The sequence below is a fragment of the Pseudomonas sp. YH-1 genome (genome assembly GCF_051990045.1).
Taxonomy (GTDB): Bacteria; Pseudomonadota; Gammaproteobacteria; order Pseudomonadales; family Pseudomonadaceae; genus Pseudomonas; species Pseudomonas nicosulfuronedens.
In genome coordinates, this window is sequence record NZ_CP178184.1 from 2,197,449 (window position 1) to 2,222,911 (window position 25,463).

20 protein-coding genes and 1 pseudogene are annotated in these 25,463 nt (G+C 66.8%); 10 read left to right on the plus strand and 11 right to left on the minus strand.

Features of this window, described 5'->3' with window-relative positions; all coding sequences use genetic code 11:
• Positions 1-1,085: 1,085 nt before the first annotated feature.
• A pseudogene (locus ACKI1H_RS10420) lies at positions 1,086-1,289 on the plus strand (HAMP domain-containing protein); the annotation flags it as partial.
• Between the two features lie 153 nt (positions 1,290-1,442).
• Entirely contained in the window at positions 1,443-2,147 is a 705-nt protein-coding gene (locus ACKI1H_RS10425) for a methyl-accepting chemotaxis protein (protein ID WP_371318962.1), read from the plus strand.
• Between the two features lie 227 nt (positions 2,148-2,374).
• Here the strand turns inward: ACKI1H_RS10425 and ACKI1H_RS10430 are convergent, their stop codons facing one another.
• Together ACKI1H_RS10430 and cra are read right to left on the minus strand one after the other, a co-directional pair.
• The gene (locus ACKI1H_RS10430) at positions 2,375-3,154 is read right to left on the minus strand and encodes a TatD family hydrolase (RefSeq protein WP_138521116.1); all 780 of its coding nucleotides are present in this window, start codon (positions 3,152-3,154) and stop codon (positions 2,375-2,377) included.
• Positions 3,155-3,158: 4 nt separating this feature from the next.
• Positions 3,159-4,151: a catabolite repressor/activator gene (gene cra, locus ACKI1H_RS10435; protein ID WP_138521117.1), complete on the minus strand. Its 993-nt coding sequence runs from the start codon at positions 4,149-4,151 to the stop codon at positions 3,159-3,161.
• Between the two features lie 203 nt (positions 4,152-4,354).
• Here cra and ptsP point away from each other — a divergent pair, with 203 nt between their 5' ends.
• The 3 genes from ptsP to ACKI1H_RS10450 are packed head-to-tail and all read left to right on the plus strand — an operon-like array spanning position 4,355 to position 9,977.
• A complete protein-coding gene (ptsP, locus tag ACKI1H_RS10440) occupies positions 4,355-7,249 on the plus strand; it encodes a phosphoenolpyruvate--protein phosphotransferase (RefSeq protein WP_440468297.1) in 2,895 nt (964 codons plus the stop codon).
• Complete coding sequence (gene pfkB, locus ACKI1H_RS10445) at positions 7,249-8,196, plus strand: 1-phosphofructokinase (RefSeq protein WP_440468298.1); 948 nt, start codon at positions 7,249-7,251, stop codon at positions 8,194-8,196. The genes ptsP and pfkB overlap by 1 nt, the downstream gene beginning before the upstream one ends.
• Positions 8,197-8,222: 26 nt before the next feature.
• The gene (locus ACKI1H_RS10450) at positions 8,223-9,977 is read left to right on the plus strand and encodes a PTS fructose-like transporter subunit IIB (protein ID WP_440468299.1); all 1,755 of its coding nucleotides are present in this window, start codon (positions 8,223-8,225) and stop codon (positions 9,975-9,977) included.
• A gap of 99 nt (positions 9,978-10,076) precedes the next feature.
• Here ACKI1H_RS10450 and ACKI1H_RS10455 read toward each other — a convergent pair whose 3' ends face one another.
• The 8 genes from ACKI1H_RS10455 to arnB are packed head-to-tail and all read right to left on the minus strand — an operon-like array spanning position 10,077 to position 18,968.
• Positions 10,077-11,459 (minus strand): UDP-glucose dehydrogenase family protein, encoded by a 1,383-nt coding sequence (locus ACKI1H_RS10455; protein WP_440468300.1) that lies wholly within the window; start codon positions 11,457-11,459, stop codon positions 10,077-10,079.
• 40 nt (positions 11,460-11,499) lie between these two features.
• Positions 11,500-11,928 (minus strand): 4-amino-4-deoxy-L-arabinose-phosphoundecaprenol flippase subunit ArnF, encoded by a 429-nt coding sequence (gene arnF / locus ACKI1H_RS10460; protein ID WP_440468301.1) that lies wholly within the window; start codon positions 11,926-11,928, stop codon positions 11,500-11,502.
• Positions 11,925-12,269 (minus strand): 4-amino-4-deoxy-L-arabinose-phosphoundecaprenol flippase subunit ArnE, encoded by a 345-nt coding sequence (arnE, locus tag ACKI1H_RS10465; RefSeq protein WP_440468302.1) that lies wholly within the window; start codon positions 12,267-12,269, stop codon positions 11,925-11,927. The genes arnF and arnE overlap by 4 nt, the downstream gene beginning before the upstream one ends.
• Positions 12,266-13,912: a lipid IV(A) 4-amino-4-deoxy-L-arabinosyltransferase gene (arnT, locus tag ACKI1H_RS10470; protein WP_440468303.1), complete on the minus strand. Its 1,647-nt coding sequence runs from the start codon at positions 13,910-13,912 to the stop codon at positions 12,266-12,268. Before arnT ends, arnE begins: the two co-directional genes overlap by 4 nt.
• On the minus strand, positions 13,909-14,796 hold the full coding sequence (gene arnD / locus ACKI1H_RS10475) for a 4-deoxy-4-formamido-L-arabinose-phosphoundecaprenol deformylase (protein WP_440468846.1): 888 nt from the start codon (positions 14,794-14,796) through the stop codon (positions 13,909-13,911). Before arnD ends, arnT begins: the two co-directional genes overlap by 4 nt.
• Complete coding sequence (arnA, locus tag ACKI1H_RS10480) at positions 14,793-16,814, minus strand: bifunctional UDP-4-amino-4-deoxy-L-arabinose formyltransferase/UDP-glucuronic acid oxidase ArnA (protein ID WP_440468304.1); 2,022 nt, start codon at positions 16,812-16,814, stop codon at positions 14,793-14,795. The genes arnD and arnA overlap by 4 nt, the downstream gene beginning before the upstream one ends.
• Positions 16,811-17,821, minus strand: coding sequence for an undecaprenyl-phosphate 4-deoxy-4-formamido-L-arabinose transferase (gene arnC / locus ACKI1H_RS10485; protein ID WP_440468305.1), 1,011 nt, complete (start codon positions 17,819-17,821; stop codon positions 16,811-16,813). Before arnC ends, arnA begins: the two co-directional genes overlap by 4 nt.
• Positions 17,822-17,828: 7 nt before the next feature.
• Positions 17,829-18,968, minus strand: a complete 1,140-nt coding sequence (gene arnB, locus ACKI1H_RS10490; protein ID WP_440468306.1) for a UDP-4-amino-4-deoxy-L-arabinose aminotransferase — start codon at positions 18,966-18,968, stop codon at positions 17,829-17,831.
• Positions 18,969-19,247: 279 nt separating this feature from the next.
• On the opposite strand from arnB, the gene ACKI1H_RS10495 reads away from it, so the two are divergent.
• The 4 genes from ACKI1H_RS10495 to ACKI1H_RS10510 all read left to right on the plus strand — a co-directional run bounded on the left by ACKI1H_RS10495 (position 19,248) and on the right by ACKI1H_RS10510 (position 23,703).
• Positions 19,248-21,302: an aminotransferase class I/II-fold pyridoxal phosphate-dependent enzyme gene (locus ACKI1H_RS10495; RefSeq protein ID WP_440468307.1), complete on the plus strand. Its 2,055-nt coding sequence runs from the start codon at positions 19,248-19,250 to the stop codon at positions 21,300-21,302.
• A 69-nt stretch (positions 21,303-21,371) separates the two neighbouring features.
• The gene (locus tag ACKI1H_RS10500; protein WP_280054654.1) at positions 21,372-22,157 is read left to right on the plus strand and encodes a transporter substrate-binding domain-containing protein; all 786 of its coding nucleotides are present in this window, start codon (positions 21,372-21,374) and stop codon (positions 22,155-22,157) included.
• A gap of 72 nt (positions 22,158-22,229) precedes the next feature.
• The gene (locus ACKI1H_RS10505; RefSeq protein ID WP_440468308.1) at positions 22,230-22,940 is read left to right on the plus strand and encodes an ABC transporter permease; all 711 of its coding nucleotides are present in this window, start codon (positions 22,230-22,232) and stop codon (positions 22,938-22,940) included.
• Positions 22,941-22,953: 13 nt separating this feature from the next.
• Positions 22,954-23,703 (plus strand): ABC transporter permease, encoded by a 750-nt coding sequence (locus ACKI1H_RS10510; protein WP_440468309.1) that lies wholly within the window; start codon positions 22,954-22,956, stop codon positions 23,701-23,703.
• An 8-nt stretch (positions 23,704-23,711) separates the two neighbouring features.
• Here the strand turns inward: ACKI1H_RS10510 and ACKI1H_RS10515 are convergent, their stop codons facing one another.
• Complete coding sequence (locus ACKI1H_RS10515) at positions 23,712-24,335, minus strand: TetR/AcrR family transcriptional regulator (RefSeq protein WP_440468310.1); 624 nt, start codon at positions 24,333-24,335, stop codon at positions 23,712-23,714.
• Positions 24,336-24,439: 104 nt separating this feature from the next.
• Between ACKI1H_RS10515 and ACKI1H_RS10520 the strand changes: the two genes are divergently transcribed.
• Positions 24,440-25,453 (plus strand): succinylglutamate desuccinylase, encoded by a 1,014-nt coding sequence (locus ACKI1H_RS10520; RefSeq protein ID WP_440468311.1) that lies wholly within the window; start codon positions 24,440-24,442, stop codon positions 25,451-25,453.
• Positions 25,454-25,463 lie beyond the last annotated feature (10 nt).

A 25,463-nucleotide genomic window follows, 5' to 3' on the forward strand; every position in this document is an offset into this window, starting at 1 on the left:
GGCTGCTGCATGACAGCGACCGCGCCGATGTGTGCTCGCGGCGACGACCCGTCCAGGGGCGCGCCGCACCATCCCCGACAAGCGACATAACAATAACGGGAACAGGAGACGTCTTTGTGAGGACCGTGCTCTATCCGGCCATCGCGCTGATGAACCGCCTGAGCTTCGGTATGAAGTTCAGCCTGATCAGCGTGCTGTTCTTTCTGCCGATGCTGATCACCAATTTCTACCTGGTGCGCGACTCCTACGAGCAGTTCGTCAGCACCCGCGCCGAGCTGGAAAGCCTCCAGCTGATCGGCAATGGGTTGCAGGTGCGCCGTCACCTCGAGTCCTACAACGATCTGTTGCAGATCAACGGGACGCTCGGCCAATCCGGCAAGACGGCTGGTCTGGACTCGCGCATCAGCCAATTGCACAAGGACCTGCAGGCGCAGATCGGCGCCCTCCAGCCGGTCGCCCAGGACGCCGAGCAGATCGCCGAATTCAATGCCAAGCGCGACGAGTTGCTGGCCAACCTGAAGGCTGTAGATGCCGAAGGCTCGCTGCAGAGCAAGTCGGCCATGGCTGCGCGCCTGCTCAGCGAAGTGCAGGTTTTCAACAAGCTGCTGGTGTCCCAGGCCGGCCTGAGCCAGGACGACGCCCGCGACCTGCGCCAGCTCGCCGAGCTGATCACCTCCGGCACCCCGCAAGTCACCGAGACGCTCAGCCAGGGCCGCACCATGGGCGCCGGCGCACTGGGGCAGGGGTTCCTCAACTCCTCCACGAGCAGCAAGCTGGATGACCTGCTGCAGGAACTGGAGAAGCTCCACGCGGAATACGGCCTCAAGCTGCAGGACGCGCTGGGAGCCAGCCCGGCTGCGCAGAACGCGCTGTCCGCCGACGCGCAGGCCAGCCGCGAAACGATCAAGAGCATGGGCAAGCTGTTCGAGGACAAGGTCGTGATGGCCGACACCCTCGACACGCCCTGGGCGGAGTTCTACGAGCAGGTCAGCAAGGCGATGGAGCAGACCTACCGCCTCGATGACCATGTCCTGCAATATGTCGACGGCGCCCTCCAGGCGCGCCTGGCCAGCAAGCAGCGGCAGATGGTGCTGTTGGTCGTCGCGCTGCTGGTGGTGTTCGTCTCCATCGTCTACCTCTACGGCGGCTTCTACGTCTCCACCCGCACCACCCTGAAGAGCCTGGGCAAGATGATGGAGCGCGTCGCGTCCGGCGACATGACCGTCAACTTCCAGGCCCAGAGCCGCGACGAGCTGGGTGAACTGGGTGATGCCTTCAACCAGACCGTGTCGAAGATCCATGACCTGATCGAACAGGTCGGCCGCACCGTCAGCGAAGTGGAGCGGCAGACCGTGCGAGTGGAGTCGGTGTCTGCCGAGAGCAACCAGGCGGTGGCCGGTCAGCGCAACCAGATCGAGCAGGTCGCCACGGCGATGAACCAGATGGCCGCGACCGCCCAGGAGGTCGCACGCAGCGCCGCCGTGGCAGTGGGCAGCGCGCATAACGTGAACCAGGAAACCACCAGCGGCCGCGCCCTGGTGGAATCCCAGGTGGGCAGCATCCAGCGTCTGGCCGGCGAGATCGACGAATCGGTGGCGGTGATCAATCAGTTAGCCGCCGACAGCGCTTCGATCAGCCGTGTGCTGGACGTGATCAAGGGCATCGCCGAGCAGACCAACCTGCTGGCGCTCAACGCCGCTATCGAGGCCGCGCGTGCCGGTGAGCAGGGCAGGGGCTTCGCGGTAGTGGCCGACGAAGTCCGTACCCTGGCCAAGCGTACCCAGCAGTCCACCGAAGAGATCGAGCAGATGATCGCGCGCCTGCAGAACGGCGTAGGCGCGGCGGTGAAGGCCATGGGCAGCAGCCACCAGACCGCCGACGGCACCGTCAGCCAGTCGGCCCAGGTACAGCAGGCGCTGGAGAACATCCTCAGCGCAGTGGGCGCCATCGTCGACCAGAACCAGCAGATCGCCGCCGCCGCCGAGCAGCAGACCGCCGTGGCCCATGACATCGACCAGAACATCGTCGAGATCAACCAGGCCGGCGAGCGTACCTCCGAAGGCGCCAGCGAGACCGAGCGCGCCAGCCGCGAACTGGCGGGGCAGGTGGTGGAACTCAAGCGACTGATCGGCGCGTTCCGCGTCTGATCCGATGGGTCCGGGGCGGACAGGGCGGTCCGCTTCGCAGCAGGGTTTTCGCCAGCAGACCGATGTCCGTGGGTCGCACGGATGCACCCCATCTCACGGGCATCGGTTTGTCGGTGAACTCGACACGCGACTTTCTGTAGGAGCGAGCTTGCTCGCGAACAGAGTCAGCCGGCAACGCCATCGCTGGGCGCTTCGCGAGCAAGCTCGCTCCTACGAAAAACCGAGGCTCAGCGCCAGCCAAACAGCTCCATCGCATTGCGTGTGCTGGCGCTGGCCAGCTCTTCCGGGCTGATGCCCTTCAGCTCCGCCAGTGCCACGCAGATATCCGGCAGATGCTCCGGGCTGTTGCGCACGCCGGGGTACATCGACGGCGCCATGTCCGGCGAGTCGGTCTCCAGCACGATGGACTCCAGCGGAATCTCCGGCACCACCTTGCGCAGGCGGTTGGCCTGCGGCCAGGTTGGCGCGCCGCCCAGGCCCAGGCGGAAGCCCAGCTTGAGGTATTCGCGGGCTTCCTCGCGGCTGCCGGCGAAGGCATGGACGATACCCTGGCGTTTGGGCTTGAAGCGCTTGAGCGTGGCGATCATCGCCGCATGGGCGCGGCGCACGTGCAGCAGCACCGGCAATTCGAAGTCGATGGCGATGCGCAGCTGCTCCTCGAAGATGGCCTGCTGGCCGTCGCGGTCGAGGTCTTCCAGGTAGTAATCCAGGCCGATCTCGCCCACCGCGCAGAGCTTCGGGTGACCGGCGAGGCGCTGCAGCCAATCGCGCAGCGCCGTCAGATGTTCCGGCCGGTGTCGCGCCAGGTAGATCGGGTGCAGGCCCAGGGCGGCGTACAGGTCCGGCTCGCTTTCCACCAGCGCCCAGACGTCTTCCCAGTTCTCGCGAAACACCCCCAGCAGCACCTGTCGCTCCACGCCCAGCTCGCGGCTGCGTTGCAGCACGGCGGCGCGGTCCTGCTCGAAATCCGGGCAGTCGAGGTGGTTGTGGGTGTCGATCAGGCGCATCGGCTTACTCCGTGCGCAGCTTGAGGTTGCGCGGGATCGGGTGTACGCCGGGGGTGTAGCTGTTCTGCTCGATGGCGGCCAGCGCCAGGTCCAGCGCGCGCTCGGCGATCAGCGCGTGCTGCTGGGAGATGGCATTGACCTTCAGCGGCACGAAGTCCAGCAACTGGGTATCGCCGAAGGTGGCGATGCGCAGATCCGCTGGCCAGCCGCTGGGTAGCGCCTGGAGCACATCGAAGACACCTTCGAGCAGCACGTAGGAGGTGGTGATCAGCGCATCGGGCAACTGCCCCTGGCTGGCCAGCAGCTCTTCCATCAGGCGGCGGCCGCAGGAGCGGCTGAAGGTCTCGCCGTGCTCGATCAGCACCTGGCCCTGATAGTCGCGCAGGGCGCTACGGAACCCCGCGGCGCGTTCCTGGGAAATGATCAGCTCCGGTCGTGCGCCGAGCAGGGCGATGCTGCGCGGTGCCGGCTTCAACAGGCTGGCGGTGAGACGTTGGCTGGCGTCGCGGTCGTCGCTGACCACCGAGCAGAAGCGCTGCGGGTCGAGCTGGCGGTCCACCGCGATGATCGGCACGCCGTCGGCCTGCAGGCGCGCGTGGCTGTCGTCACCGACGGGCAGGCAACTAGCGACGACCAGTGCGTCACAGCGCCGCGCGCGGAACAGGCTGAGCACCTGGCGCTCGGTGTCCGGCTCGTCGTCGGAACAGGCGATCAGCAGTTGGTAGCCGCGCGCCCGTGCGCCCTGTTCGAGCAGCTTCGCGAGCTTGGCGTAGCTGGGGTTCTCCAGGTCCGGCAGGACGAAGCCCAGGGTGCGGGTCTGCCCGCGGCGCAGGCTGGCGGCCTGCTGGTCCGGGTGGTAGCCGTGCTCCTCGATCACCGCGCGCACGCGCTCCACCGTGGCGGCGCTGATGCGGCGCTGGACGGCCTTGCCATTGATCACATAGCTGGCGGTGGTGACCGACACACCGGCCAGGCGGGCGATATCACTGAGTTTCAACGAGGGATGCTGCCGACAATTGGGGGCTTCAAGGATCACGCATTATCGAGTAACGTGCCAGTCTCAATAGGTGAAACGATTCAGCATTGCGCACGCAGTATTGCCTGAACCCTGTTCCTGCGCCGCAACCTCTAAGCTGATCACCGTACAAGCGGATAACCGCCCCAGCGCCGGCGTGCGCGAACGCCGGTGAGGAGAACGCGATGCTCGAATTCAATGCGCAGCAGGTCCGCATGGGCCAGCGCGCTGCCGACAAGCAGGCCGCCCTGGCCATGCTCGGCTCTGCCCTCGAAGACGACGGCCTGGTCGCTCCGGGCTACCTCGCCGGGATACAGGCCCGCGAGGCGCAAGGCTCCACTTACCTCGGGCAGGGCATCGCCATTCCCCACGGCACACCGGAAACCCGACACCTGGTGCAACGCACCGGCGTGCGCCTGATGCATTTCCCCGAAGGCGTGCATTGGGGCGACGGGCAGACCGTTCACCTGGCAATCGCCATCGCCGCCAAATCCGATGAACACCTGCGCCTGCTGCAACTGCTGACCCGTGCGCTGGGCGACGGCGAAGTCGGTGCGGCGCTGCGGGCAGCGCAGAAGCCCGAAGACCTGCTGCAGTTGCTGCAAGGTGGAGCACCGCAACCGTTGCTGTTCGACGAGCATCTGGTTGGGCTCGGCGTCGCTGCCGAGGATTTCGACGAACTGGCGCTGGTCGGCGCCCGCCGCCTGAAGAAGGCGGGATGCGTCGTCCCCGGCTTCGCCGCGGCATTGCATGACCAGGAGGCCCTGCCGCTGGGCGGTGGGCTCTGGTGGCAGGACAGCGAGCAGTGCGTCACGCGTCCCGGCCTTGTCTTTGTCTCCCCTGCGCGCGAACTGAGCCACGCCGGCCAGCCGGTGCGCGGATTGTTCTGCCTGGCGCGCCAGGGCAACGCCCATGAAGCGGTGTTCGCACGTCTCTGCGATCTGTTGGTGGATGGTCGTGCCGGCGAGCTGGCGAGCGCTACTTCCGTTCGCGCAGTGCTGGAAGCCCTGGGCGGCGAATTGCCGGTGGACTGGCCGAGCATCCGTGTGCCGCTGGCCAACCCGCACGGCCTTCACGCGCGCCCGGCGCAAGTACTGATGTTGCTGGCGCGCGACTTCAGTGGGGAAATCCGTGTGCGTATCGCCGAGGGCGAAAGCGCCCCGGTGTCGATCCGCAGCCTGAGCAAGCTGCTCAGCCTCGGCGCGCGGCGCGGGCAGATGCTGGAGTTCTTCGCCGAGCCGGAGATCGCCGAAGCGGCCCTGGCTGCCGTCCGCGCGGCAGTGGAGCAGGGCCTGGGCGAAGAGGTTGAGCCACTACCGGAGGTCCCCGAGCCGATTGTTGAAAGCTCTCACGTGGATGAGCAGGAACTGCAAGCCGTGCGAGCGCCCGAAGCCGGTGCGCAACTCCAGGCCATCCCCGCGTCGCCGGGCATTGCCCACGGACCGGCCTATGTACAGGTGGCCAGCGCCTTCGAATTCGCCGCACGCGGTGAGTCGGCGGAGGTCGAGCGCCGGCGTCTGGATGAGGCGCGTACGGCCATCAGCCGGGAAATCGAGATCCTGGTGGAGCGCAGCCAGGTCAAGGCGATCCGTGACATCTTCGTGACCCACCAGGCGCTGCTGGACGACCCCGCACTGATCGACGAAGTGCAGGCGCGACTGGTTGAAGGCGCCAGCGCCGAATCGGCCTGGAGCCAGGTGATCGAACGCGTGGCCGGCGAGCAGGAGGCGTTGCGCGATGCGCTGCTGGCCGAGCGCGCGGCGGACCTGCGCGACATCGGCCGGCGCGTGCTGGCGCGCCTGTGTGGCGTCGAGGGCGCCGTGGAGCCCGGCGAGCCCTACATCCTGGTGATGGATGAAGTCGGTCCGTCGGATGTCGCGCGGCTCGACCCGCAGCGCGTGGCCGGTATCGTCACCGCGCGCGGCGGGGCGACTTCGCACAGCGCGATCATTGCCCGGGCATTGGGCATTCCCGCGCTGGTGGGCGCTGGTGCAAGCGTGCTGGCGCTGGAGTCCGGCACGGCCCTGCTGCTGGATGGCGAAAAGGGCGAGCTGACCATCGCGCCGGATGCGCAGACGCTGCAGAGCGCCGAAACCCGGCGCGACCTGCGCCAGCGCCGAGCCGAGCAAGCCGAGGCACGCCGTCACGAGCCGGCGGTGACCCGCGACGGCCATGCCGTGGAGGTCTGCGCCAACCTCGGCGATACCGCCGGGGCAGCGAAAGCCGTGGAGCTGGGCGCTGAAGGCGTGGGCCTGCTACGCACCGAGTTCGTCTTCATGGACAACCCCCAGGCGCCGGACCAGGCGACCCAGGAGATCGAATACCGGCGTGTCCTTGATGCCCTGGAGGGCCGCCCGCTGGTGGCGCGCACCCTTGACGTGGGCGGCGACAAGCCGCTGCCTTACTGGCCGATTCCCGAGGAAACCAACCCTTACCTGGGCATCCGTGGCGTGCGCCTCACGCTGCAGCGCCCGCAGATTTTTCGCACCCAGCTGCGTGCCTTGCTGAGCGCTGCCGCCGGCCGCCCGCTGCGCATCATGTTCCCCATGGTCGGGCAGGTGGAGGAGTGGCGGCAGGCCCGCGACCTTACCCTCGAACTGTGCGCGGAACTGGGCGGCGAGCATGACCTGCAGCTCGGCATCATGGTCGAGGTGCCGTCCGCGGCGCTCCTGGCCCCCGTGCTGGCGCGCGAGGTGGACTTCTTCAGCATCGGCACCAATGACCTGACCCAGTACGCCCTGGCCATCGACCGTGGCCATCCCAGCCTGTCCGCCCAGGCCGACGGTCTGCACCCGGCGGTGCTGCAACTGATCGACATGACCGTGCGCGCCGCCCATGCCCACGGCAAGTGGGTCGGCGTGTGTGGCGAGCTGGCCGCCGATCCGCTGGCGGTGCCGCTGCTGATTGGGCTGGATGTCGATGAACTGAGTGTCTCGGCGCGCAGCATTCCCCTGGTGAAGGCGCGGGTCCGCGAGCTGGACCTGCCGACGTCCCGCGAGCTGGCGCAAGCGGCTCTCACCCTGTGCTCGGCGGCGGATGTTCGCCAGAGTGTCGCCCTCGCGCTGCCGGAGGTGCACTGATGGCCCGCATCCTGACGCTGACCCTGAACCCTGCGCTGGACCTCACCGTACGCTTGCCGACGCTTGCACCCGGAGAGGTGAACCGCAGCGAATCCGCGCTCAGCCAGCCGGCCGGCAAGGGGCTGAACGTCGCCCAGGTACTGGCCGATCTGGGGCACTCCCCGACCGTCGCCGGCTTCCTCGGTGCCGACAATGCACTGCCCTTCGAAGCCCTGTTCCGTCGTCGTGGATTCGTCGACGCCTTCGTTCGTGTGCCGGGCGAAACGCGCCGCAATATCAAGATCGCCGAAGGTACTGGGCGTATCACCGATATCAACGGCCCCGGCCCGGAAGTCAGTGGTGCGCAGCAGGACGCGCTGCTGGATCGTCTCGACCTGATTGCCGCCGATTTCGAGATCGCCGTGGTCGCCGGCAGCCTGCCGCGCGGCGTCGCCCCCCACTGGTTGCGAGAGTTGTTGCTGCGCCTGCAGAGGCATGGCCTGAAGGTCGCTTTCGATTGCAGCGGCGCGGCTTTGCGTGCGGGCATCGAAGCGGCGCCCTGGCTGATCAAGCCCAACGACCAGGAACTGGGTGAGGCCTGTGGACAACTTGCCGGCAGCGCCGAGGAACTAGCGGCGCAGGTCGCATCGTTGCGCGCTCGCGGCATCGAGCAGGTGGTGCTGTCCCAGGGGGCCGAGGGCGTGCGCTGGTTCGGCCCACAGGGCGTCTGGCAGGCGGTGCCACCGACGGTGGAAGTGGCCAGCACGGTGGGTGCCGGCGATTCCCTGCTGGCCGGCATGGTCCACGGCCTGCTCGCCGGTTGGCCGGCCGAGCGTGTGTTGCGCCAGGCCACGGCGGTGGCCGCGCTGGCAGTCACTCAATTCCAGTTCGGCATCGGTGATGCGCAACGACTCAAGCGCATCGAGGACGCGGTGCAGGTTCAGGCATTGGCCCCGTGCCAGGCCTGAGCGATAGAGCAACAAGAGGTATGACGATGAACCTTGCCCTGATCACGGCCTGCCCCAACGGCCAGATTTCCAGCGTGCTCAGCGCTCGCCTGCTGCGTGCGGCGGCCGAGCGCCTGGGCTGGTCGGTCTGTGTCGAACAATGCGACCCGCAGCATCCGGAGCGCCAGCTGAGCGAAGGCCAGATCGCTGCGGCCGATTGGGTGCTGGTGGTCAGCGTGCAACCGCTGGACCTCACCCGCTTTGTTGGCAAGCGGCTGGTACAGGCGCGGCCGGCCGAAGCCCTGGCCGATCCCGCCAGCTTCCTGCAGCGAGCACAGGATGAGGCGACGGTCTGGCAGCCCGGTGAGCTTTCGAGCGCGCCTGCCGCAGCGGAGCGCGTGGCGAAAGTCGTTGCGGTAACGGCCTGCCCGACCGGTGTAGCGCACACCTTCATGGCAGCCGAAGCGTTGCAACAGACGGCGCAGCAGATGGGTGTCGAGCTGCGGGTGGAGACCCAGGGCTCGGTGGGCGCGCGCAACCCACTGACGGCGGAAGAAATCGCTGCCGCCGATGTGGTGCTGCTGGCGGCGGACATCGAGGTCAACCCCGAACGTTTCGCCGGCAAGCGCATCTTCCGTTGCGGCACCGGCGTGGCGCTGAAGCAACCGCAAGCGACCCTCGAGCGCGCGCTGAAGGAAGCGACGGCGGAGTCTGCTTCGGCTGTCGGCAGCCAAGCGGCGCCGACAAAGAACGAGGCGCGTGGCGTCTACAAACACCTGCTGACCGGCGTGTCCTTCATGCTGCCCATGGTGGTGGCGGGCGGCCTGCTGATCGCGCTGTCCTTCGTCTTCGGCATCGAAGCCTTCAAGCAGCAGGGCACCCTGGCGGCGGCCCTGATGCAGATTGGCGGCGACGCGGCGTTCAAGCTGATGGTGCCGATGCTGGCAGGCTATATCGCCTGGTCCATCGCCGACCGCCCGGGCCTGGCGCCGGGGATGATCGGCGGGTTGCTGGCGAGCACGCTGGGCGCGGGCTTTCTTGGCGGCATAGTCGCCGGCCTGCTGGCGGGTTATTCGGCGCGCGCGATTGCCCAGTGGATTCCACTGCCGGCCAGCGTCGCGGCGCTCAAGCCGATCCTGATCATCCCCCTGCTGGCCAGCCTGTTCACCGGCCTGGTGATGATCTACGTGGTGGGTTCGCCGGTGGCGGCGATGATGCGCTCGCTCACCGACTTCCTCGCCGGCATGGGTACCACCAATGCGATCCTGCTCGGCCTGCTATTGGGCGGGATGATGTGTGTGGACCTGGGGGGACCGATCAACAAGGCGGCCTATGCGTTCTCGGTCGGACTGCTGGCGTCGCAGAGCTATGCGCCGATGGCGGCGGTAATGGCCGGTGGCATGGTCCCGCCTATCGGCATGGGCATCGCCACGCTACTGGCGCGGCGTAAGTTCGCCCAGAGCGAGCGCGAGGCCGGCAAGGCGGCGCTGGTGCTGGGGCTGTGCTTCATCTCTGAGGGGGCGATTCCCTTTGCCGCCAAGGACCCGCTGCGGGTGATTCCGGCAAGCATCGCCGGCGGTGCGCTGACTGGCGCGCTGTCGATGCTGTTCGGCTGCAAGCTGCTGGCGCCCCATGGTGGGCTGTTCGTGCTGCTGATCCCCAACGCGATGAACCACGCGCTGCTCTACCTGCTGGCGATTGCCGCGGGCAGCGTGGTGACCGGGGTGCTCTATGCGCTGCTCAAGCGCGGCGAGGCGGCGCCGATGATGGTGATGGGCGAGCAGGCGCCGGGGCGGGGGTGAGCGGCTTGGCCTGGTCGGCGTGGGTGGGTTCGCGAGCAAGCTCGCTCCTACCCAGAGCCGTGTCCCTCCGGTAGGAGCGAGCTTGCTCGCGAATGCTCTTCAAGCTGTGCGACGCGGGCGTTGTTCGACGACCTGCGCGGGCACCGGCAGACGGTGCGAGTCGCCACGGCCCATGGGGAAGTACTCGAAGCCGTAGCGCGCCACGCGCTCGGGGTCGAAGAGGTTGCGACCGTCGAAGATCACCGGGGACTTCAGGCGGCTGGCCACGACTTCGAAGTCGGGTGCCTTGAACTGCCGCCACTCGGTGCAGATCACCAGGGCATCGGCGCCACCCAGGGTGGCTTCCGGAGTGCCCATCAGGGTCAGGCGTTCATCGTGGCCGTACAGGCGCTGCGCTTCGGGCATGGCTTCGGGATCGAAGGCGCGGACCTTGGCGCCGGCCTCCCACAGGGCTTCCATCAGGGTGCGGCTGGGAGCGTCGCGCATGTCGTCGGTGTTGGGCTTGAACGACAGGCCCCAGAGGGCGAAGGTGCGGCCCTTGAGCTTGCCGCCGTAATAGCTGCGGATGCGCTCGAACAGCTTGCTCTTCTGCCGTTGGTTCACTGCTTCCACGGCGCGCAGCAGGTCGCTGGAGCAGTGGGCTTCCTCGGCGCTCTGGATCAGGGCCTGGACGTCCTTGGGGAAGCACGAGCCGCCGTAGCCGCAGCCGGGGTAGATGAAGTGGTAGCCGATGCGCGGGTCGGCGCCCATGCCCTGGCGTACCGCCTCGATGTCGGCGCCCAGGTGCTCGGCCAGCTCGGCGATCTGGTTGATGAAGCTGATCTTGGTGGCGAGCATGCAGTTGGCGGCGTACTTGGTCAGTTCCGCGCTGCGCAGGTTCATGCTCAGGATGCGGTCGTGGTTGCGGTTGAACGGCTCGTAGATCTCGCGCATCACGTCCAGCACCTCGGCGCTTTCGCAGCCGATGACGATGCGGTCGGGTTTGCGGCAGTCGGCCAGCGCCGAACCTTCCTTGAGGAACTCGGGGTTGGAGACGATCTCGAAGTCCAGGTTGCGGCTTTCTTCGGCGAGCACCGCGAGCACCTTGGCCTTGACGCGATCGCCAGTGCCCACCGGCACGGTGGACTTCTCGACGATGATCACCGGTTGCGTGCGATTGCGCGCGATGCCTTCGGCCACCGCCAGCACGGCGCGCAGGTCGGCGGAGCCATCGGGCAGCGGCGGGGTGCCGACGGCGATGAATTGCACGCGGCCATGGCCGGCGGCCTCGGCGACGTCGCTGGTGAAACGCAGGCGGCCGGCTTCCAGGTTGTCTTTCACCAGCTCGGCGAGGCCCGGCTCGAAGATGCTGATCTGGCCGCGCTTGAGCTTGGCGATCTTGTCCTCGTCGATGTCCATGCACAGGACGTCGTGGCCCACTTCGGCCATGACCGCGGCCTGCACCAGGCCCACATAACCGATTCCGAATACGCTGATTTTCATGGTCTGCTCTCCCGAAAAGGGACTAGAAGCGGGATTGAGGTCAGTCGAACTGCGCGTGCTCGGAGCGAGCGTCGCTGGGTTTGATGACGGTTGTTCTGTCAGGACGGCGTGGTGCGTTGATCGCGATCACGCCGGCGATTACCAGGGCGACGCCCAGGGTGCGCGGCAGGCTCAGGGGTTCGCCCAGCCCCGGCAGCACAGCGGCGCCGAGGTAGACGAAGGCGTAGCTAAGGCTCAGCAGCGAATAGGCGCGGCTCAGCGGCAGGTGTTTGAGGGCGAGCAACCAGCAGAGCATCGACAGCGCGTAGGCCACTACCGCGCCGGCCAGCGCCAGCAGGGCGGCGAGGTCCAGTTGCGCGAAGTCGAACGGCCACTGCGTGGGCAGGCGTGTCATGCTCCAGCGCATGCCCAGCTGCGCGCCGCTCACCAGCAACACGCTACCCAGGGCGAAAGCGATGCCGCGCTTCACGAGTGCATCCCCAGCAGGGCGACGCCGCCGACGATCAGCGCCACGCCGAACCAGTGGCGCGCATCGATGCGCTCCCCGAACAGACGGCTCGCCAGGAGCGTCACCAGCACGAAGTTCAGGCTCAGCATGGGGTAGGCGATGCCTACCTCCAGGCGTTGCAGGACCAGCAGCCAGAGCAGCAGGCCGAACCCCAGGCAGGCGATGGCCAGCAGCAGCCAGGGGGAGAAAAGCTTCGCCGCAACGCTCGAAGGAGCGTCGCGCCAGCTTTCGACGGCGAACTTCTGCGCCAGCTGGCCCATGCAGGTGAGCAGGCAGACACTGATCAGCAGCAGGGCGGTCATGGTGTGGCCTGCGGAATCAGCAAGACCACCAGGTGGTTCTGCCGGTAGCTGATGACGTCGCTGGGCAGCATGGCCAGTTCTTCTTCATCGTTGCCGCTGTTGACGCGCATGACCACGCCAATGGAGCCCTCGGCACGGGTCTGTTCGATCCACGCGCGGATGTCCGGGAGGCCGATGCTGCGCCCCTGGCCTTCGGGTTGGCGCAGGCCATACTTCAGTTCGCCTTCTGTGTTGAAAAGCGTTATGTCATCTCGTCCGGTACGCCAAGCCAGCGCGGTGGCGGCGCCCAGGTCGTTGCTCAGCAGGCTGTGGGCACCCTTGAGCTGTTCCAGGTGCTCGGCGATGAACTGGTCGGGCATCTTGCTGTTGACCATCTTGTTCGGCATCGCATTGGGTACCAGCGCTACCAGCAGCCAGGCCGCGAAGGCCGGCGCCGCCCAGAAGCGATTGGGCCGCAGCAGTTGCAGCAGGCCAGCCAGCAACCAGGCGATGCAGACCAGGGCGATCATCAGCACGCTGGGTAGCTCGTCGTGGTACTGCGGCTGGCGGGCCTGCATGAACACAAGGCCGGCCAGGGCGCTGCCGCCCAGCAGCAGGTTGAGTGCGCCGTTGAGTTTCAGTGCGACCAGCTTGCGCTGCTGCAGCGCCCTGCCGATGGCGTCGGCCATCAGCAGGGCTAGCGGGGCGAAGCAAGGCATGATGTAGGTCGGCAACTTGCCCTTGGCCAGGCTGAAGAACAGGAAGGGCATGACGAACCACAGCAGCACGAACAGCAGTTTCGACTCGCGCCAGCCGGCCAGCCCATTACGCAGTGCGGGGATGATCAACACAGCCCAGGGCAGTGCACTGGCGAACAGCAGCGGGACGAAGAACCAGAATGGACGGTCGTGCTGCGCGTCCTCGCCGGCAAAGCGGCGGATGTGTTCGTGCCAGAAGAAGAAGTCCCAGAAGTCCGGCTCGCGGGCGTGGATCATCATTACCCAGGGCGCGCAGACCAGGGCCGCGACCAACACCGCCAGCGGCCCGTAACGCAGCAGCTCGCCCAGGCGCTTCTGCAGCACGGCGTAGGGCAGTCCGACGATCACCGGCAGCAGGAAGGCGAGGAATCCCTTGGTCATGAAACCGAAGGCGCAGGCGGCGCCCAGTAGGCTCCAGGCGGCGAGGCGCCCGCGCGTGGTTCTGGCGTCGAAGGCGAACCACAGGGCGCCGAGGCTGAGGTTCACGCAGAGGGTGAACTGCGGGTCGAGGTTGGCGTAGCCGGCCTGTCCGGCAATCAGCCCGAAGCTCAGGTAGAGCAGGCCGGATGCCCAGGTGCGGCGCGGGTCGTTCCACAGCCGGCGGGCAACAAGGATGACCAGCAGGGTGCTCAGCGCGGTGACCAGCGCCGAGCCGAAGCGCACGCCGAACAGGTTCTGCCCGAACACGGCCTGGCTGGCTGCGGTCAGCCAGTAGCCGCCGGTGGGCTTCTCGAAGTAGCGCAGGCCGAGCAGGTGCGGGGAAACCCAGTCGCCACTCTGCAGCATGGACTGGCTGATCTGTGCGTTGCGCGACTCGTCGGGGATCCACAGGCCGTGGAAGGCCATCGGCAGCAGGATGCACAGCACGAAGGCGGCGAGCAGGGTCGGGTAGGCCAGGCGCTTCATGTGTGCTGCACCCCCAGCCAGCCTTCGCGGCCGGCCAGTTCGCCGCGCACTAGGCTGGCGACGGGCAAGGTGGTCGGGTCGTCCGGCAGCAACCGGCCCAGCGGGACGAAGCGGATGCCGCTGGCCCGTGCCTGGGCCAGCAAGCGTCGGAAGTCGTGGGCCATCAGAATGCCCTCGACCTCGGCGTGAATGGTGTACACGTTCAAGGCGTCCATGTCGAAGCGGGAAAGGATGTAGTCGTTGAAGGCGGACGGCGCCACCTGCGGGCCGACGACTTCGTCGAAGGTGGGCATGTCCACGGGGATCTGCGGGGTACCGGCGCGGCCGTCGGCCAGGCGCGGGCGGAACAGCGAGCGGCCCCGGCAATCGCTGTTGTAGCGAAAGCCGAAGCGCTCCTTGGCTTCCACGGTACGCTCGTCGGCGCGCCAGCCAGCCACCGCCGAGCACTCCACCGGCTTGCCGAGGATGTCGGCAAGGGTGTCCACGCCACGGCGGATCTGCTGTTCCAGTTGCGGTACGCTCCAGCGGCCGGCGTTGGCCTGCCAGCCGTGGTGGTCCCAGGCGTGCAGGCCGACTTCATGGCCGGCGTCCTGGGCGCGCCGCATCAGGTGGCCGAGGTCGCGGCCGATCGGCTTGCCCGGCCAGGCGGTGCCGGCCAGGAGAATGTCCCAGCCATAGAGCCCGGCGGCGTTGGAGCGCAGCATCTTCCACAGGAACTGCGGGCGGATCAGGCGCCACAGGTGCCGGCCCATGTTGTCGGGGCCGACGCTGAAGAAGAAGGTCGCCTTGACCTCGGCTTCCTCAAGCATGTCCAGCAACCGGGGCACGCCGTCACGGGTGCCACGGTAGGTGTCGACGTCGATGCGCAGTCCCGCTCTCATCAGGCGATGCTTTTCTTCAGCGGAAAGGCGTGGGGTTGAGCACCGGAGCGCTCGGCCAAGGCTTCACGGAGGAAGAAGTCCAGGGTCTTGCCGATGGTGGCGGAGAGCTCCACGCTCGGCTGCCAGTTCAGCAGGCGACGGGCGTTATTGATGCTCGGCTTGCGGTGCGACACGTCCTGGTAGCCATCGCCATAGAAGCTGCGGCTTTCCACTTCGCGGAAACCGGCAAAGGGCGGGAACTGGTCACGCAATGGGTGGGCTTCGAACTGGCGCAGCAGCTCCTCGCCCAGTTGGCGGATGCTGGCTTCGTTGTCCGGGTTGCCGATGTTGACGATCTGCCCATCGCAGCGGCTGCCCTCGTTGTCGATGATGCGCGCCAGCGCCTCGATGCCGTCGTCCACGTCGGTGAAGCAGCGCTTCTGCTCGCCGCCGTCGACCAGGCGGATCGGCGTGCCTTCCACCAGGTGCAGAATCAGCTGGGTGATGGCGCGGGAGCTGCCGATGCGCGCAGAGTCCAGGCGGTCCAGGCGCGGGCCCATCCAGTTGAACGGGCGGAACAGGGTGAACTTCAGGCCCTTCTGGCCGTAGGCCCAGATGACGCGGTCGAGCAGTTGCTTGGAGACCGAGTAGATCCAGCGCTGCTTGTTGATCGGGCCGACGATGAGGTTGGACTTGTCCTCGTCGAAGTTGGCGTCGGTGCACATGCCGTACACCTCGGAGGTAGACGGGAAGATCACGCGCTTGTTGTACTTCACGCAGTAGCGGACCAGCTTGAGGTTTTCCTCGAAGTCCAGTTCGAACACGCGCAGCGGGTTGCGGGTGTATTCGATGGGCGTGGCGATGGCCACCAGCGGCAGGACCACGTCGCACTTCTTGATGTGGTACTCGATCCACTCGGTGTGGATGCTGATGTCGCCTTCGACGAAGTGGAAGTCCGGGTTGCCCTTCAGGCGCTCGATGGCATCGGAGCCGATGTCCAGGCCATAGACCTCGTAGTTGCCGTCGCGCAGCAGGCGCTCGGAGAGGTGGTTGCCGATGAAGCCGTTGACGCCGAGGATCAGCACGCGGGTCTTGCGCTTGGGCTTGCCGACAGCGCCGTGCAGACGCGAGCCCTCTACCAGGCCCATCTCGCGGGCCAGCTGCGGGCCGGCGAGGAACAGGCCGCTGTCATTCTGCTGGCCGGAGAGGATTTCCAGCGAGTCTTCGCCGCAGGCGATGCGCAGGGGATCGACCGAGAGCACCGAGCCGGGTGCCATGCCGTTGTTGCCGGCAGCGACGCGTGAGCTCCAGACGATCAGCTTGCGATCGCCCACCGGGGCGAAGGCGCCGGGGTAGGGCTGGGTGACGGCACGGACCAGGTTGTGCAGTTCGCGGGCCGGGCGTTTCCAGTCGAGCTGGCCGTCCGCCGGGGTGCGGCGACCGAAGTAGCTGGCGCGGGATTCATCCTGGGCGACCTCCTGCAGTTCACCGCGCGCCAGGCGCGGCAGCGAGGACGCGAGCAGCTCGCGGGTGGCTTCGCGCAGCTTGCCGTGCAGCACCAGGGCGGTGTCGTCGGGGCCGATGGCAACGCTCTGCTGGGCGAGGATACCGCCGGCATCGGCACGCTTGACCATGCGGTGCAGGGTCACGCCGGTCTCGCTCTCGCCATTGACCAGTACCCAGTTGGCCGGGGCGCGGCCTCGGTAGCGCGGCAGCAGCGAGCCATGCAGGTTGTAGGCGCCCCTGGCGGCACAGGCCAGCAGTTCTTCGCTGAGCAGGTGGCGGTAGTAGAAGGAAAAGATGTACTGCGGCTGCAGCTCGCGGATGCGCGCGACCCACAGCGGGTGGTTGACGTCTTCCGGGGCGTGCACCGGGATGCCCAGGCGAGCGCAGAGTTGCGCCACCGAGCCGTAGAAGCGGTTTTCCTTGGGATCGTCGGCGTGGGTGAAGACGGCGTCGATCTGGTAACCGGCGGCGAGCAGGGCCTCGATGCCGGCGCAGCCGAAGTCGTGGTAGGCGAAGACGATGGTCTGCTGGGTCATGGCTGGATGGACTCGAGAGAGGAAGCGGAAGAGGAATAGGGCAGTTGAGCGGGCGCGGCATCGGAGCGGACGATGCGCTCGATGAAGAAACGGGGGCGGGCGCGCACGTCGTTGTACATGCGGCCCAGGTATTCGCCGAGCAGGCCCATGCCGACCAGCTGCACGCCGGTGAACATGAACAGCACGGCGAACAGCACGAACACGCCGTGGCCGGCCCAGGCGGCGCCGAACAGCAGGCGCAGCACCACCAGCAGCAGGGCGAAGGCGAAGCCGGCCACCGCCATGCCGCCGCCAACGAAGGACAGCAGGCGCAGCGGCGAGGTGGTCATGCAGGTGACCAGGTCGAACATCAGGTTGATCAGGCGCAGGAAGTCGTACTTCGACTCGCCATGCTCGCGCTCGGCGTGGGCGACGAGGATCTCGCTGGTGTGGCGGGCGAAGCTGTTGGCCAGGATCGGGATGAAGGTGCTGCGTTCGCGGCAGGCGAGCATGGCCTTGACGATGCTGGCGCGGTAGGCGCGCAGCATGCAGCCGTAGTCGTTCATCGCCACACCGGTGGAACGCTGCACGGCGAGGTTGATCAGCTTCGACGGCCAGCGGCGCAAGGCGGAGTCCTGGCGTTGCTGGCGCACGCTGCCGACCACGTCGTAGCCCTTGGCGGCCTCGTCGACCAGGCGCGGGATTTCTTCCGGCGGATTCTGCAGGTCGGCGTCGAGGGTGATCACCAGGTTGCCCTGGCACTGCTCGAAGCCGGCCATGATTGCCGCGTGCTGGCCGTAGTTGCGGTTGAGGATCACCGCTACCACGTGGCTGCCCGGCGCTGCGGCGGCTTCCTGCAGCAACTCGGCGGAGCTGTCGCGGCTGCCGTCGTCGATCAGCACGATCTCGTAGTCACGGCCCAGCTGTTCGCAGGCGGCGGTGGTACGGCGCAGCAGTTCGGGCAGGCTGGCCTCTTCGTTGTACACCGGGATGACGATGGACACGCGATGGATCGGATAGGGTTTCACGGTGGCGTTACCGAAGCAGGGTTTCGATGGCGTCGACCACACGGTCCTGGTCGGCCTGGGTCATGTCGGGGAACAGCGGGATGGAGACGATCCGCGAGGAGTTCCACTCGGTGTTGGGCAGTTGCACGCGCGGATAGCGCTGGCGGTAATAGCTGTGTAGGTGGCTGCCGATGAAGTGGATGCCGCTGCCGATGCCGCGCTGCTGCAGGCCCTGCATGAAGGCGTCGCGGTCGAGACCGCAGCTCTCCTGGTCGATGCGCAGGACGTACAGGTGCCAGGCGTGATGTTGCGGGTAGTCCGGCACTGCCAGCGGTTGCACGGGCAGGTGCGCCAGGCGCTCGGCGTAGCCGGCGGCCAGTTCGGCGCGGCGGGCGTTGATCGCTTCGAGCTTGGGCAGCTGGACCAGGGCGATGGCGGCGTTGATGTCGGTGAGGTTGTACTTGAAGCCCGGTTCCACCACCTGGGCCTGCGGCTTGCGGCCGTGGGTCAGGCGGTCGTAGGCATCGACGCCCAGGCCGTGGAACTTCAGGGTGCGCACGCGGTTGGCCAGGACTTCGTCATCGGTGACGAACATGGCGCCCTCGGCGCAGGTAAGGTTCTTGATCGCGTGGAAAGAGAAGATCGCGGTGCCGCGCTGGCCCACCGGACGACCGCGGTAGAGAGTGCCGGCGGCGTGGGCGGCGTCCTCTATCACGGGAATGCCATGACGCAGGGCGAGCTCGTCGATCGGGTCCATGTCGCAGGCGGCACCGGCGTAGTGCACCGGGATGATGGCGCGGGTGCGCGCGGTGATCGCGGCCTCGATGCGTGAGGCGTCGGTCATCAGGGTGTCACGGTCGACGTCGACGAACACCGGCGTGGCGCCCAGCAGGCTGATCATGTTGACGGTGGAGACCCAGGTCTGCGACGGGGTGATCACTTCGTCGCCCGGGCCGATACCCAGGGCCAGCAGTGCCAGGTGCATACCGCCGGTGGCGGAGGACAACGCCACGGCGTGGCGGCAACCAATCGACTGGGCAAAGCGTTGTTCCAGTTCGGCGTTCTTCGGCCCGGTGGTGATCCAGCCCGAGCGCAGGACTTCATTGACTGCCTGGATCTCCTCCTCGCCGATGTTGGGGCGGGAGAAGGGGAGGAAGGGGATTTCCATGGGGTGTTCCAAAGGCCGTCGCGGCTCTGTCAGGGGGTGAGAGAACGCTACGGGGGAGATCGTTAAGAAGCCGTTAAGTGGATGTCGTGATTCCGTTCGTCGGTCGAACTTGCGACATACAGCACCGGAAGAGCGGAAGGTCGGTGACGGAGCGGTCTGAAAACGACATGGCTGATGTCGGAAACTGCTGTTGAACAGTCGTTCATCCTTGGCTATGGTGGCCCCACGCTCCTGCGGACCCTTCCGCAGGACATTCCGTCATTCGGATGAGGCCCTTGCATGCGTTATTCGTCGCTTGTGGACAGGATGGTCGGACCCGGCGTCGCTGCCTGGGACATTCACTACGCCGCCATTGCCGCCCAACGCGCCGGCCGCGATGTGATCGTGCTCAGCGTCGGCGACCCCGATTTCGCCACCCCGGACTTCATCACGGATGCTGCTGTTTCCGCCTTGCGCGACGGCGACACCCATTACAGCGACGTGGCCGGCAAGCCCGCACTGCGCCAGGCGATCGCGGCATTGCATGAGCGGCGTTTCGGCCAAAAGGCGGGTGCCGAAAACGTCATCGTGGTTGCCGGCGCGCAGAACGGCCTGTTCGCCGCTGCGATGTGCCTGCTGGAGAAGGGCGACGAGGTCATCACCTTCGACCCGGTCTACGTCACCTACGAAGCCACGCTGAAAGCTACCGGCGCCGTGCTGGTCGGGGTTCCGACCCGTCCGGAAAACGGCTTCCGCCCGCTGGCCGCCGATATTGCTGCGGCGATCACTCCGCGCACCAAGGCGATCTTCCTCGCCAACCCGAGCAACCCCACCGGCGTCGTGCTGGACCGCGACGAGCTGCTGGCTATCGCCGCGCTGGCCGAGGCTCACGACCTCTGGGTGGTGGTGGATGAGGTCTACGAGGGCCTGACCTTCGAGCGCGAGCACCAGAGTTTCGCCGCGCTACCCGGCATGGCCGAGCGCACCCTGAGTATCGGCAGCCTGTCGAAGTCCCACGCCATGACCGGCTGGCGCGCCGGCTGGATAGTCGCCAATCCGACGTTGGTCGGGCACCTGGAAAACCTCGCGCTGAACATGTTCTACGGCCTGCCGGGCTTCGTGCAGGAAGCCGCGCTCGCCGCGGTGGAGCGCCACGACGAGGTGGTGTCGGCGATGCGCGAAATCTACCGCCGCCGCCGTGACCTGGTGGTCGCCGCGCTGAGCGACTGCCCGCGCGTGAAAGTGCTGTCGCCTGAAGCCGGCATGTTCGTCATGGTCGACGTGCGCGACACATGTCTCAGTTCCCTGGACTTCTCCTGGCAGCTGTTCCATGCCACAGGCGTTTCGGTGCTCGATGCGGCGGCTTTCGGTCCTCAGGCGCAAGGTTTCGTGCGGCTGTCATTTGGTCTGAGCGACGAGAGCATGGCGGAGGCCTGTGCGCGGATCATCCGCTTCGTCGAATCGCTTCCCGCAAGTGCCGAATCAACTGTAGGAGCGAGCTTGCTCGCGAACGCTCCTGATGCTTCTGCGGCTGTGGCTGGTTCGCGAGCAAGCTCGCTCCTACAGAAAGCAGAACAGTCCGCAACCAAACCAGTGATCGAAGTGCGCGATATCCACAAGCGCTTCGGCGACTTTGAGGTGCTCAAGGGCGTGTCGCTGTCGGCCCGTGAAGGAGAGGTGATTTCGCTGATCGGCGCCAGCGGTTCGGGCAAGAGCACGCTGCTGCGTTGCATCAACATGCTGGAAATTCCCAACCAGGGTTCGGTCACCGTCAACGGCGAGACCATCGGCCTGGCCCAGAACCGCCACGGCGAGCCGATGGTGGCCGACCAGAAGCAGCTCACCCGCATCCGCTCGCAGTTGGGCATGGTGTTCCAGAGCTTCAACCTTTGGCCGCACCGCACTGTGCTGGAGAACCTGATCGAGGCACCGACCTTCGTCCTCCACGAGAGCAAGGCCGAGGCCCGCGAACGCGCCGAGGCGCTGTTGGAGCGCGTCGGCCTGGCCGAGAAGCGCCACGAGTACCCGGCCTTCCTTTCCGGCGGTCAGCAGCAGCGCGTGGCCATTGCCCGCGCGCTGGCCGTGCGGCCGAAGGTGATGCTGTTCGACGAGCCGACCTCGGCGCTGGACCCGGAGCTGGTGGGCGAGGTGCTGAAGGTGATCCGCTCGCTGGCGGAGGAGGGGCGCACCATGATCCTGGTTACCCACGAGATGGCTTTTGCCCGCGACGTGTCTAGCCATGTGGCTTTCCTGCACAAGGGCCTGATCGAGGAGGAGGGCACCGCCGAGGAAGTCTTCTCGCGGCCGCGTAGCGAGCGCTGCCGGCAGTTCGTCAACGCGCACCAGAATCGCTGACCGATGCCGCGCAGTCGGCGCATCGATGAGCGTGACCCAACACTAAATAAAACAATGCAGGGGATCACGATGAACAAGAAAGGTCTGTGCAATCTGATGGTGGGCGCGGCGATGCTGATGGCCGGCGTGGCGAGCGCCCAGGCCGAGACGATCCGCTTCGCCCTGGCCGCCGAACCCTATCCGCCGTTCTCGCAGAAGCAGCCCGACGGCAGCTGGGTCGGCTTCGAGCCGGACCTGATCCACAAGGTCTGTGCCGAGATGAAAGCGACCTGCGAGATCGACGAAGTGGCGTGGGACGGCATCATCCCGGCGCTGCTGGCGAAGAAGATCGACGTGATCTTCAACTCCCTGTCGATCACCGATGAGCGTGAGAAGCAGATCGCCTTCAGCCGCCCCTACTACGACACTCCGGTGGCCGTTGCCGCACCCCAGGCGACGGACGTGCAGATCAGCCCCGAGGGCCTGAAGGGCAAGACCATCGGCGTGCAGATCTCCACCGTCAGCTCCAACTACCTGAAGCAGTACTACGAGAAGATCGCCGACGTGCGTTACTACGACACCCAGGACTCGGTGAACGCCGACCTGGTGGCCGGGCGCATCGACCTGATGATGGCCGATGGCATCGCCGTGGCGTCCTTCGTCAAGTCGCCGGATGCTCAGGCGGCCGGTATCGTCAACAAGGGCGAGGTGAAGTACGACCCGCTGTTCGGCCGTGGCGTCGGCGCCGGCCTGCGCAAGGGCGACACCGAGCTGAAGGCAAAGATGGACGAAGCCATCGGCAAGCTGCTCGCCAGCGACGACTACAAGGCGCTGTCGGACAAGTACTTCGGCATGAGCGTTGCGCCCAAGCAGTAATCCCGACGTGAGTTGAACCCGTGCCCACTGCGGGCACGGGGATGACCCGACCCTCCAATCATGGAGATGGCCATGCAAAGCATCTTCGACCTGATCGGCTTCGGCCCCACCGGCTGGGGCCCGGCCCTGTTCAAGGGGCTGCTGGTCACCCTGCAGATTTCCGTCGGCGCCTTCCTCGTCGGCCTGCTGATCGGCCTGGCCGCGGCCAGCGCCAAGATCGGCGGACCGCGCCCGCTGGCGATGCTCGCGCGCGGCTACACCACACTGTGCCGCGCGGTGCCAGAGCTGCTGCTGATCCTGCTGCTGTTCTACGTCGGCTCCATGGGCCTGAACCAGTTCTTCGAGTGGCTGGGCTACGGCCAGGTGAAGCTCAACGGCATGATGGTGGCCATCGTTGTGCTCGGCCTGGTGCAGGGCGCCTACGCCTCGGAAATCTTCCGTGGCGCCATTCAGTCGATTCCCTATGGTCAAATCGAGGCGGCGCGTGCTTACGGCATGCACGGCTTCGGCCTGTTCCGCCGGGTCACCCTGCCGATGATGGCGCCCAACGCGCTGGCCGGCATGGCCAACCTGTGGGTCAACCTGATCAAGGACAGCGCGCTGATCAGCGTGGTGGGCACCAACGAGCTGCTCTATACCGCCAAGCAGGCCGCCGGCTCGACTCGCCATTACCTGACCTTCTACCTCACCGCGGCGGCGCTGTATTACGTGCTCACCGTGCTTTCCAACCTGTTCGCGGGCTACCTGGAGCGGCGCTTCCGCCGCTGGATTCCGGCGGTCTGAACGAGGCGCGGCGATGAACGAACACTGGCTATTCGTCTACGGTGCCCTGCTGCTCAAGGGGCTGGGTACCACGTTGGTGATCCTGTTGATTTCCGCCGCGCTGGGCTTCGTGCTGGCGCTGGGTGTGGCGCTGGCGCGGATGTCGCGCAATTTTCTGGTCTCGCGCCTGGCACTGGTTTACACCAGCGTGATTCGCGGTACGCCGCTACTGGTGCAGATCTACATCTTCTACTACGGCCTGGGCAGCCTGTTCGCGCAGTTCCCGCTGATCCGCGGCAGCTTCCTCTGGCCGTATCTACGCGATGGTTTCTGGTACATCGTGATCGCGCTGATCCTCTCGGTCGGCGCCTACGTTGGCGAGGTGATTCGCGGCGGCCTGAAGGCCGTGCCGCGAGGCGAGCTGGAGGCCGCTTCGGCATTCGGCATGAACCGCACGCTGGTGCTCTACCGGGTGTGGCTGCCGCGTGCGATCCGCCTGCTGCTGCCGACCCTGGCGGGGGAGAGCGTGATGCTGCTCAAGTCCACCGCCCTGGCGTCCACCATCGCCGTGGTCGACCTGCTCGGTGCGGCCAACGTGGTGCGCGCGCAGACCTTCCAGGTCTATGAACCGCTGCTGCTGGTGGCGGCGATCTACATCTGCCTGACCTTCATCATCGAGGCGCTGTTCGCCATGCTGGAGCGCGCCACGCCGGTACGCCGCGAGGCACAGAAGACCACGCAGCGCTCCTGGTTCGGCAAGCGCAGGCCACGCACCGCTGTGTGATCGATTGATCAGGCGTAGGCGCCGCGGCGGAGCCCTTCCACCCAGCAGCGGCTGAGTTCGAGGCCGTCGGCGGCGCTGAAGGTCGAGGGGTTCAGGCACCACTCCAGCCACAATCCGTCGAGCATGGCGGAGAGGCCGATGGCGGCCAGGCGCGGGCGCGCCACGCGGAAACCCTCGGCGCTGGCGAGTTCGCTGATGAGCTTTTCCAGGATGGCGAGGTAGCTGTGGTAGCCGCGCTCGTGCGCTTCGTTCACCGGCGGCGAGTGACGGATCAGGCTCCAGAACACCACCCAGGGGCTGAGCAGGTCGGGGTCCAGCACCTGGGGCGAGAAGGAACCGGTGAGGAAGGCTTCCATGCGCGCGGCAGGGTCGTTGCCGACCGCATCGACCTGCAGGTAGAGCGCCTGGGTGACTTCGCTGGCGAGGGTTTCATAGGCTTGCGCGACCAGCGCGTCGATGCTGCCGAAATGGTGGTTCACCAGGCCCACGGCGACGCCGGCTTCCTTGGCGATGCGGCGCACCGAGATGCCCGCGTGGCCATCGGCGATCAGGCACTTGAGGCAGGCGCGCACGAGGTGATCGCGGCGTTCCTCGGGTGTGGCGCGCTGGGCTTTCTGGCGGGGCATATCCACGGTGCGGCGTCCTTGTACGGCGTGCCGGAGACCGGCGACTGGTTTCGATACTAGGAGGCGCTGGCAAAGATTTCCACGGGTGATTCGGACAGAGGAGGTGACAGATGATCGAGGACGTATCCTTCAGCGTACCCGGTGATTCCGGTGCCGAGCTGCGCGTGCGCGCCTGGCGTATCGACGGCGGCAGGCCGGGGCCGAGAGTACACCTGCAGGCGGGCATCCACGCTGACGAAATCGCCGGAATGCTGGTGCTTCACGAGCTGCTGCCGCGCCTGCGCGATGCTGCCGAACGGGGCGTGCTCAACGGCAGTGTGACCGTCGTGCCGCAGGCCAACCCTTTCGGCATCGGGCAGTTCCGCCAGGGACGGATTCTCGGCCGAAACCACGAGGCGACCTCGCGCAATTTCAACCGTGGCTTCATCGCCTCGGCGGCCGCCAGCGGCACCCTGGATAACCTCACGCTGTGGCAGAAGCGCTTGGCCGAACTGGCGGCGTCGGCGGACATCGTGCTCGACCTGCACACTGACGACGAGGCGTTGCAGTACGTCTACATCCACGAGTGTTTCTGGCCGGCCGCGCAGGACCTCGCCGCTGCGCTGCAAGCAGAGCTGGCGATCATCTGGGAAGGCGATGGCGACGGTGCGTTCGAGGAGGTGGTGATCGCCCCGTGGCTGGCCGAACAGCGCTTCGCCGGGCGCCTGGTGGCGACCGTCGAGTTGCGTGGTCAGGGCGACGTCAGCGACGCGCTGGCGCAGCAGGATGCCGATGGCCTCTACCGCTTCCTCGGCGCCCGTGGCGTGGTCACCGACGCCGGGCCGTTGCCGGAATGGAAGGGCGTCGCCACGCCCATGGGCTTCATGGAAACCGTGTTCGCCCCGGCGGCAGGGGTGCTGGTCTTCGAGCGCGAACTGGGCGAGTACCTCGAGGCGGGTGAGCGCTTCGCGCGCATCATTTCGTGCCCCGGCGACGCCAGCAGTGAGCACATCCTGCGGGCGCCGCAGAGTGGACTGTTCGCCACCCGTTACCGTGACCGACTGATTCCCCAGGGCGCCATTGCGGGCAAGTTCACTGGTACGGTGCAATCGAGCACCTGGAGCTCCGGGGCGCTCGATCCGTAACGCCGAACTG

Coding starts and splice junctions, on each gene's coding strand:
- ACKI1H_RS10425 (WP_371318962.1), top strand. CDS start 1,443: ATGGCCGCGACCGCCCAGGAGGTCGCACGCAGCGCCGCCGTGGCAGTG.
- ACKI1H_RS10430 (WP_138521116.1), bottom strand. CDS start 3,154: ATGCGCCTGATCGACACCCACAACCACCTCGACTGCCCGGATTTCGAG.
- ptsP (WP_440468297.1), top strand. CDS start 4,355: ATGCTCGAATTCAATGCGCAGCAGGTCCGCATGGGCCAGCGCGCTGCC.
- pfkB (WP_440468298.1), top strand. CDS start 7,249: ATGGCCCGCATCCTGACGCTGACCCTGAACCCTGCGCTGGACCTCACC.
- ACKI1H_RS10450 (WP_440468299.1), top strand. CDS start 8,223: ATGAACCTTGCCCTGATCACGGCCTGCCCCAACGGCCAGATTTCCAGC.
- ACKI1H_RS10455 (WP_440468300.1), bottom strand. CDS start 11,459: ATGAAAATCAGCGTATTCGGAATCGGTTATGTGGGCCTGGTGCAGGCC.
- arnE (WP_440468302.1), bottom strand. CDS start 12,269: ATGACCGCCCTGCTGCTGATCAGTGTCTGCCTGCTCACCTGCATGGGC.
- arnT (WP_440468303.1), bottom strand. CDS start 13,912: ATGAAGCGCCTGGCCTACCCGACCCTGCTCGCCGCCTTCGTGCTGTGC.
- arnA (WP_440468304.1), bottom strand. CDS start 16,814: ATGACCCAGCAGACCATCGTCTTCGCCTACCACGACTTCGGCTGCGCC.
- arnB (WP_440468306.1), bottom strand. CDS start 18,968: ATGGAAATCCCCTTCCTCCCCTTCTCCCGCCCCAACATCGGCGAGGAG.
- ACKI1H_RS10495 (WP_440468307.1), top strand. CDS start 19,248: ATGCGTTATTCGTCGCTTGTGGACAGGATGGTCGGACCCGGCGTCGCT.
- ACKI1H_RS10500 (WP_280054654.1), top strand. CDS start 21,372: ATGAACAAGAAAGGTCTGTGCAATCTGATGGTGGGCGCGGCGATGCTG.
- ACKI1H_RS10505 (WP_440468308.1), top strand. CDS start 22,230: ATGCAAAGCATCTTCGACCTGATCGGCTTCGGCCCCACCGGCTGGGGC.
- ACKI1H_RS10510 (WP_440468309.1), top strand. CDS start 22,954: ATGAACGAACACTGGCTATTCGTCTACGGTGCCCTGCTGCTCAAGGGG.
- ACKI1H_RS10520 (WP_440468311.1), top strand. CDS start 24,440: ATGATCGAGGACGTATCCTTCAGCGTACCCGGTGATTCCGGTGCCGAG.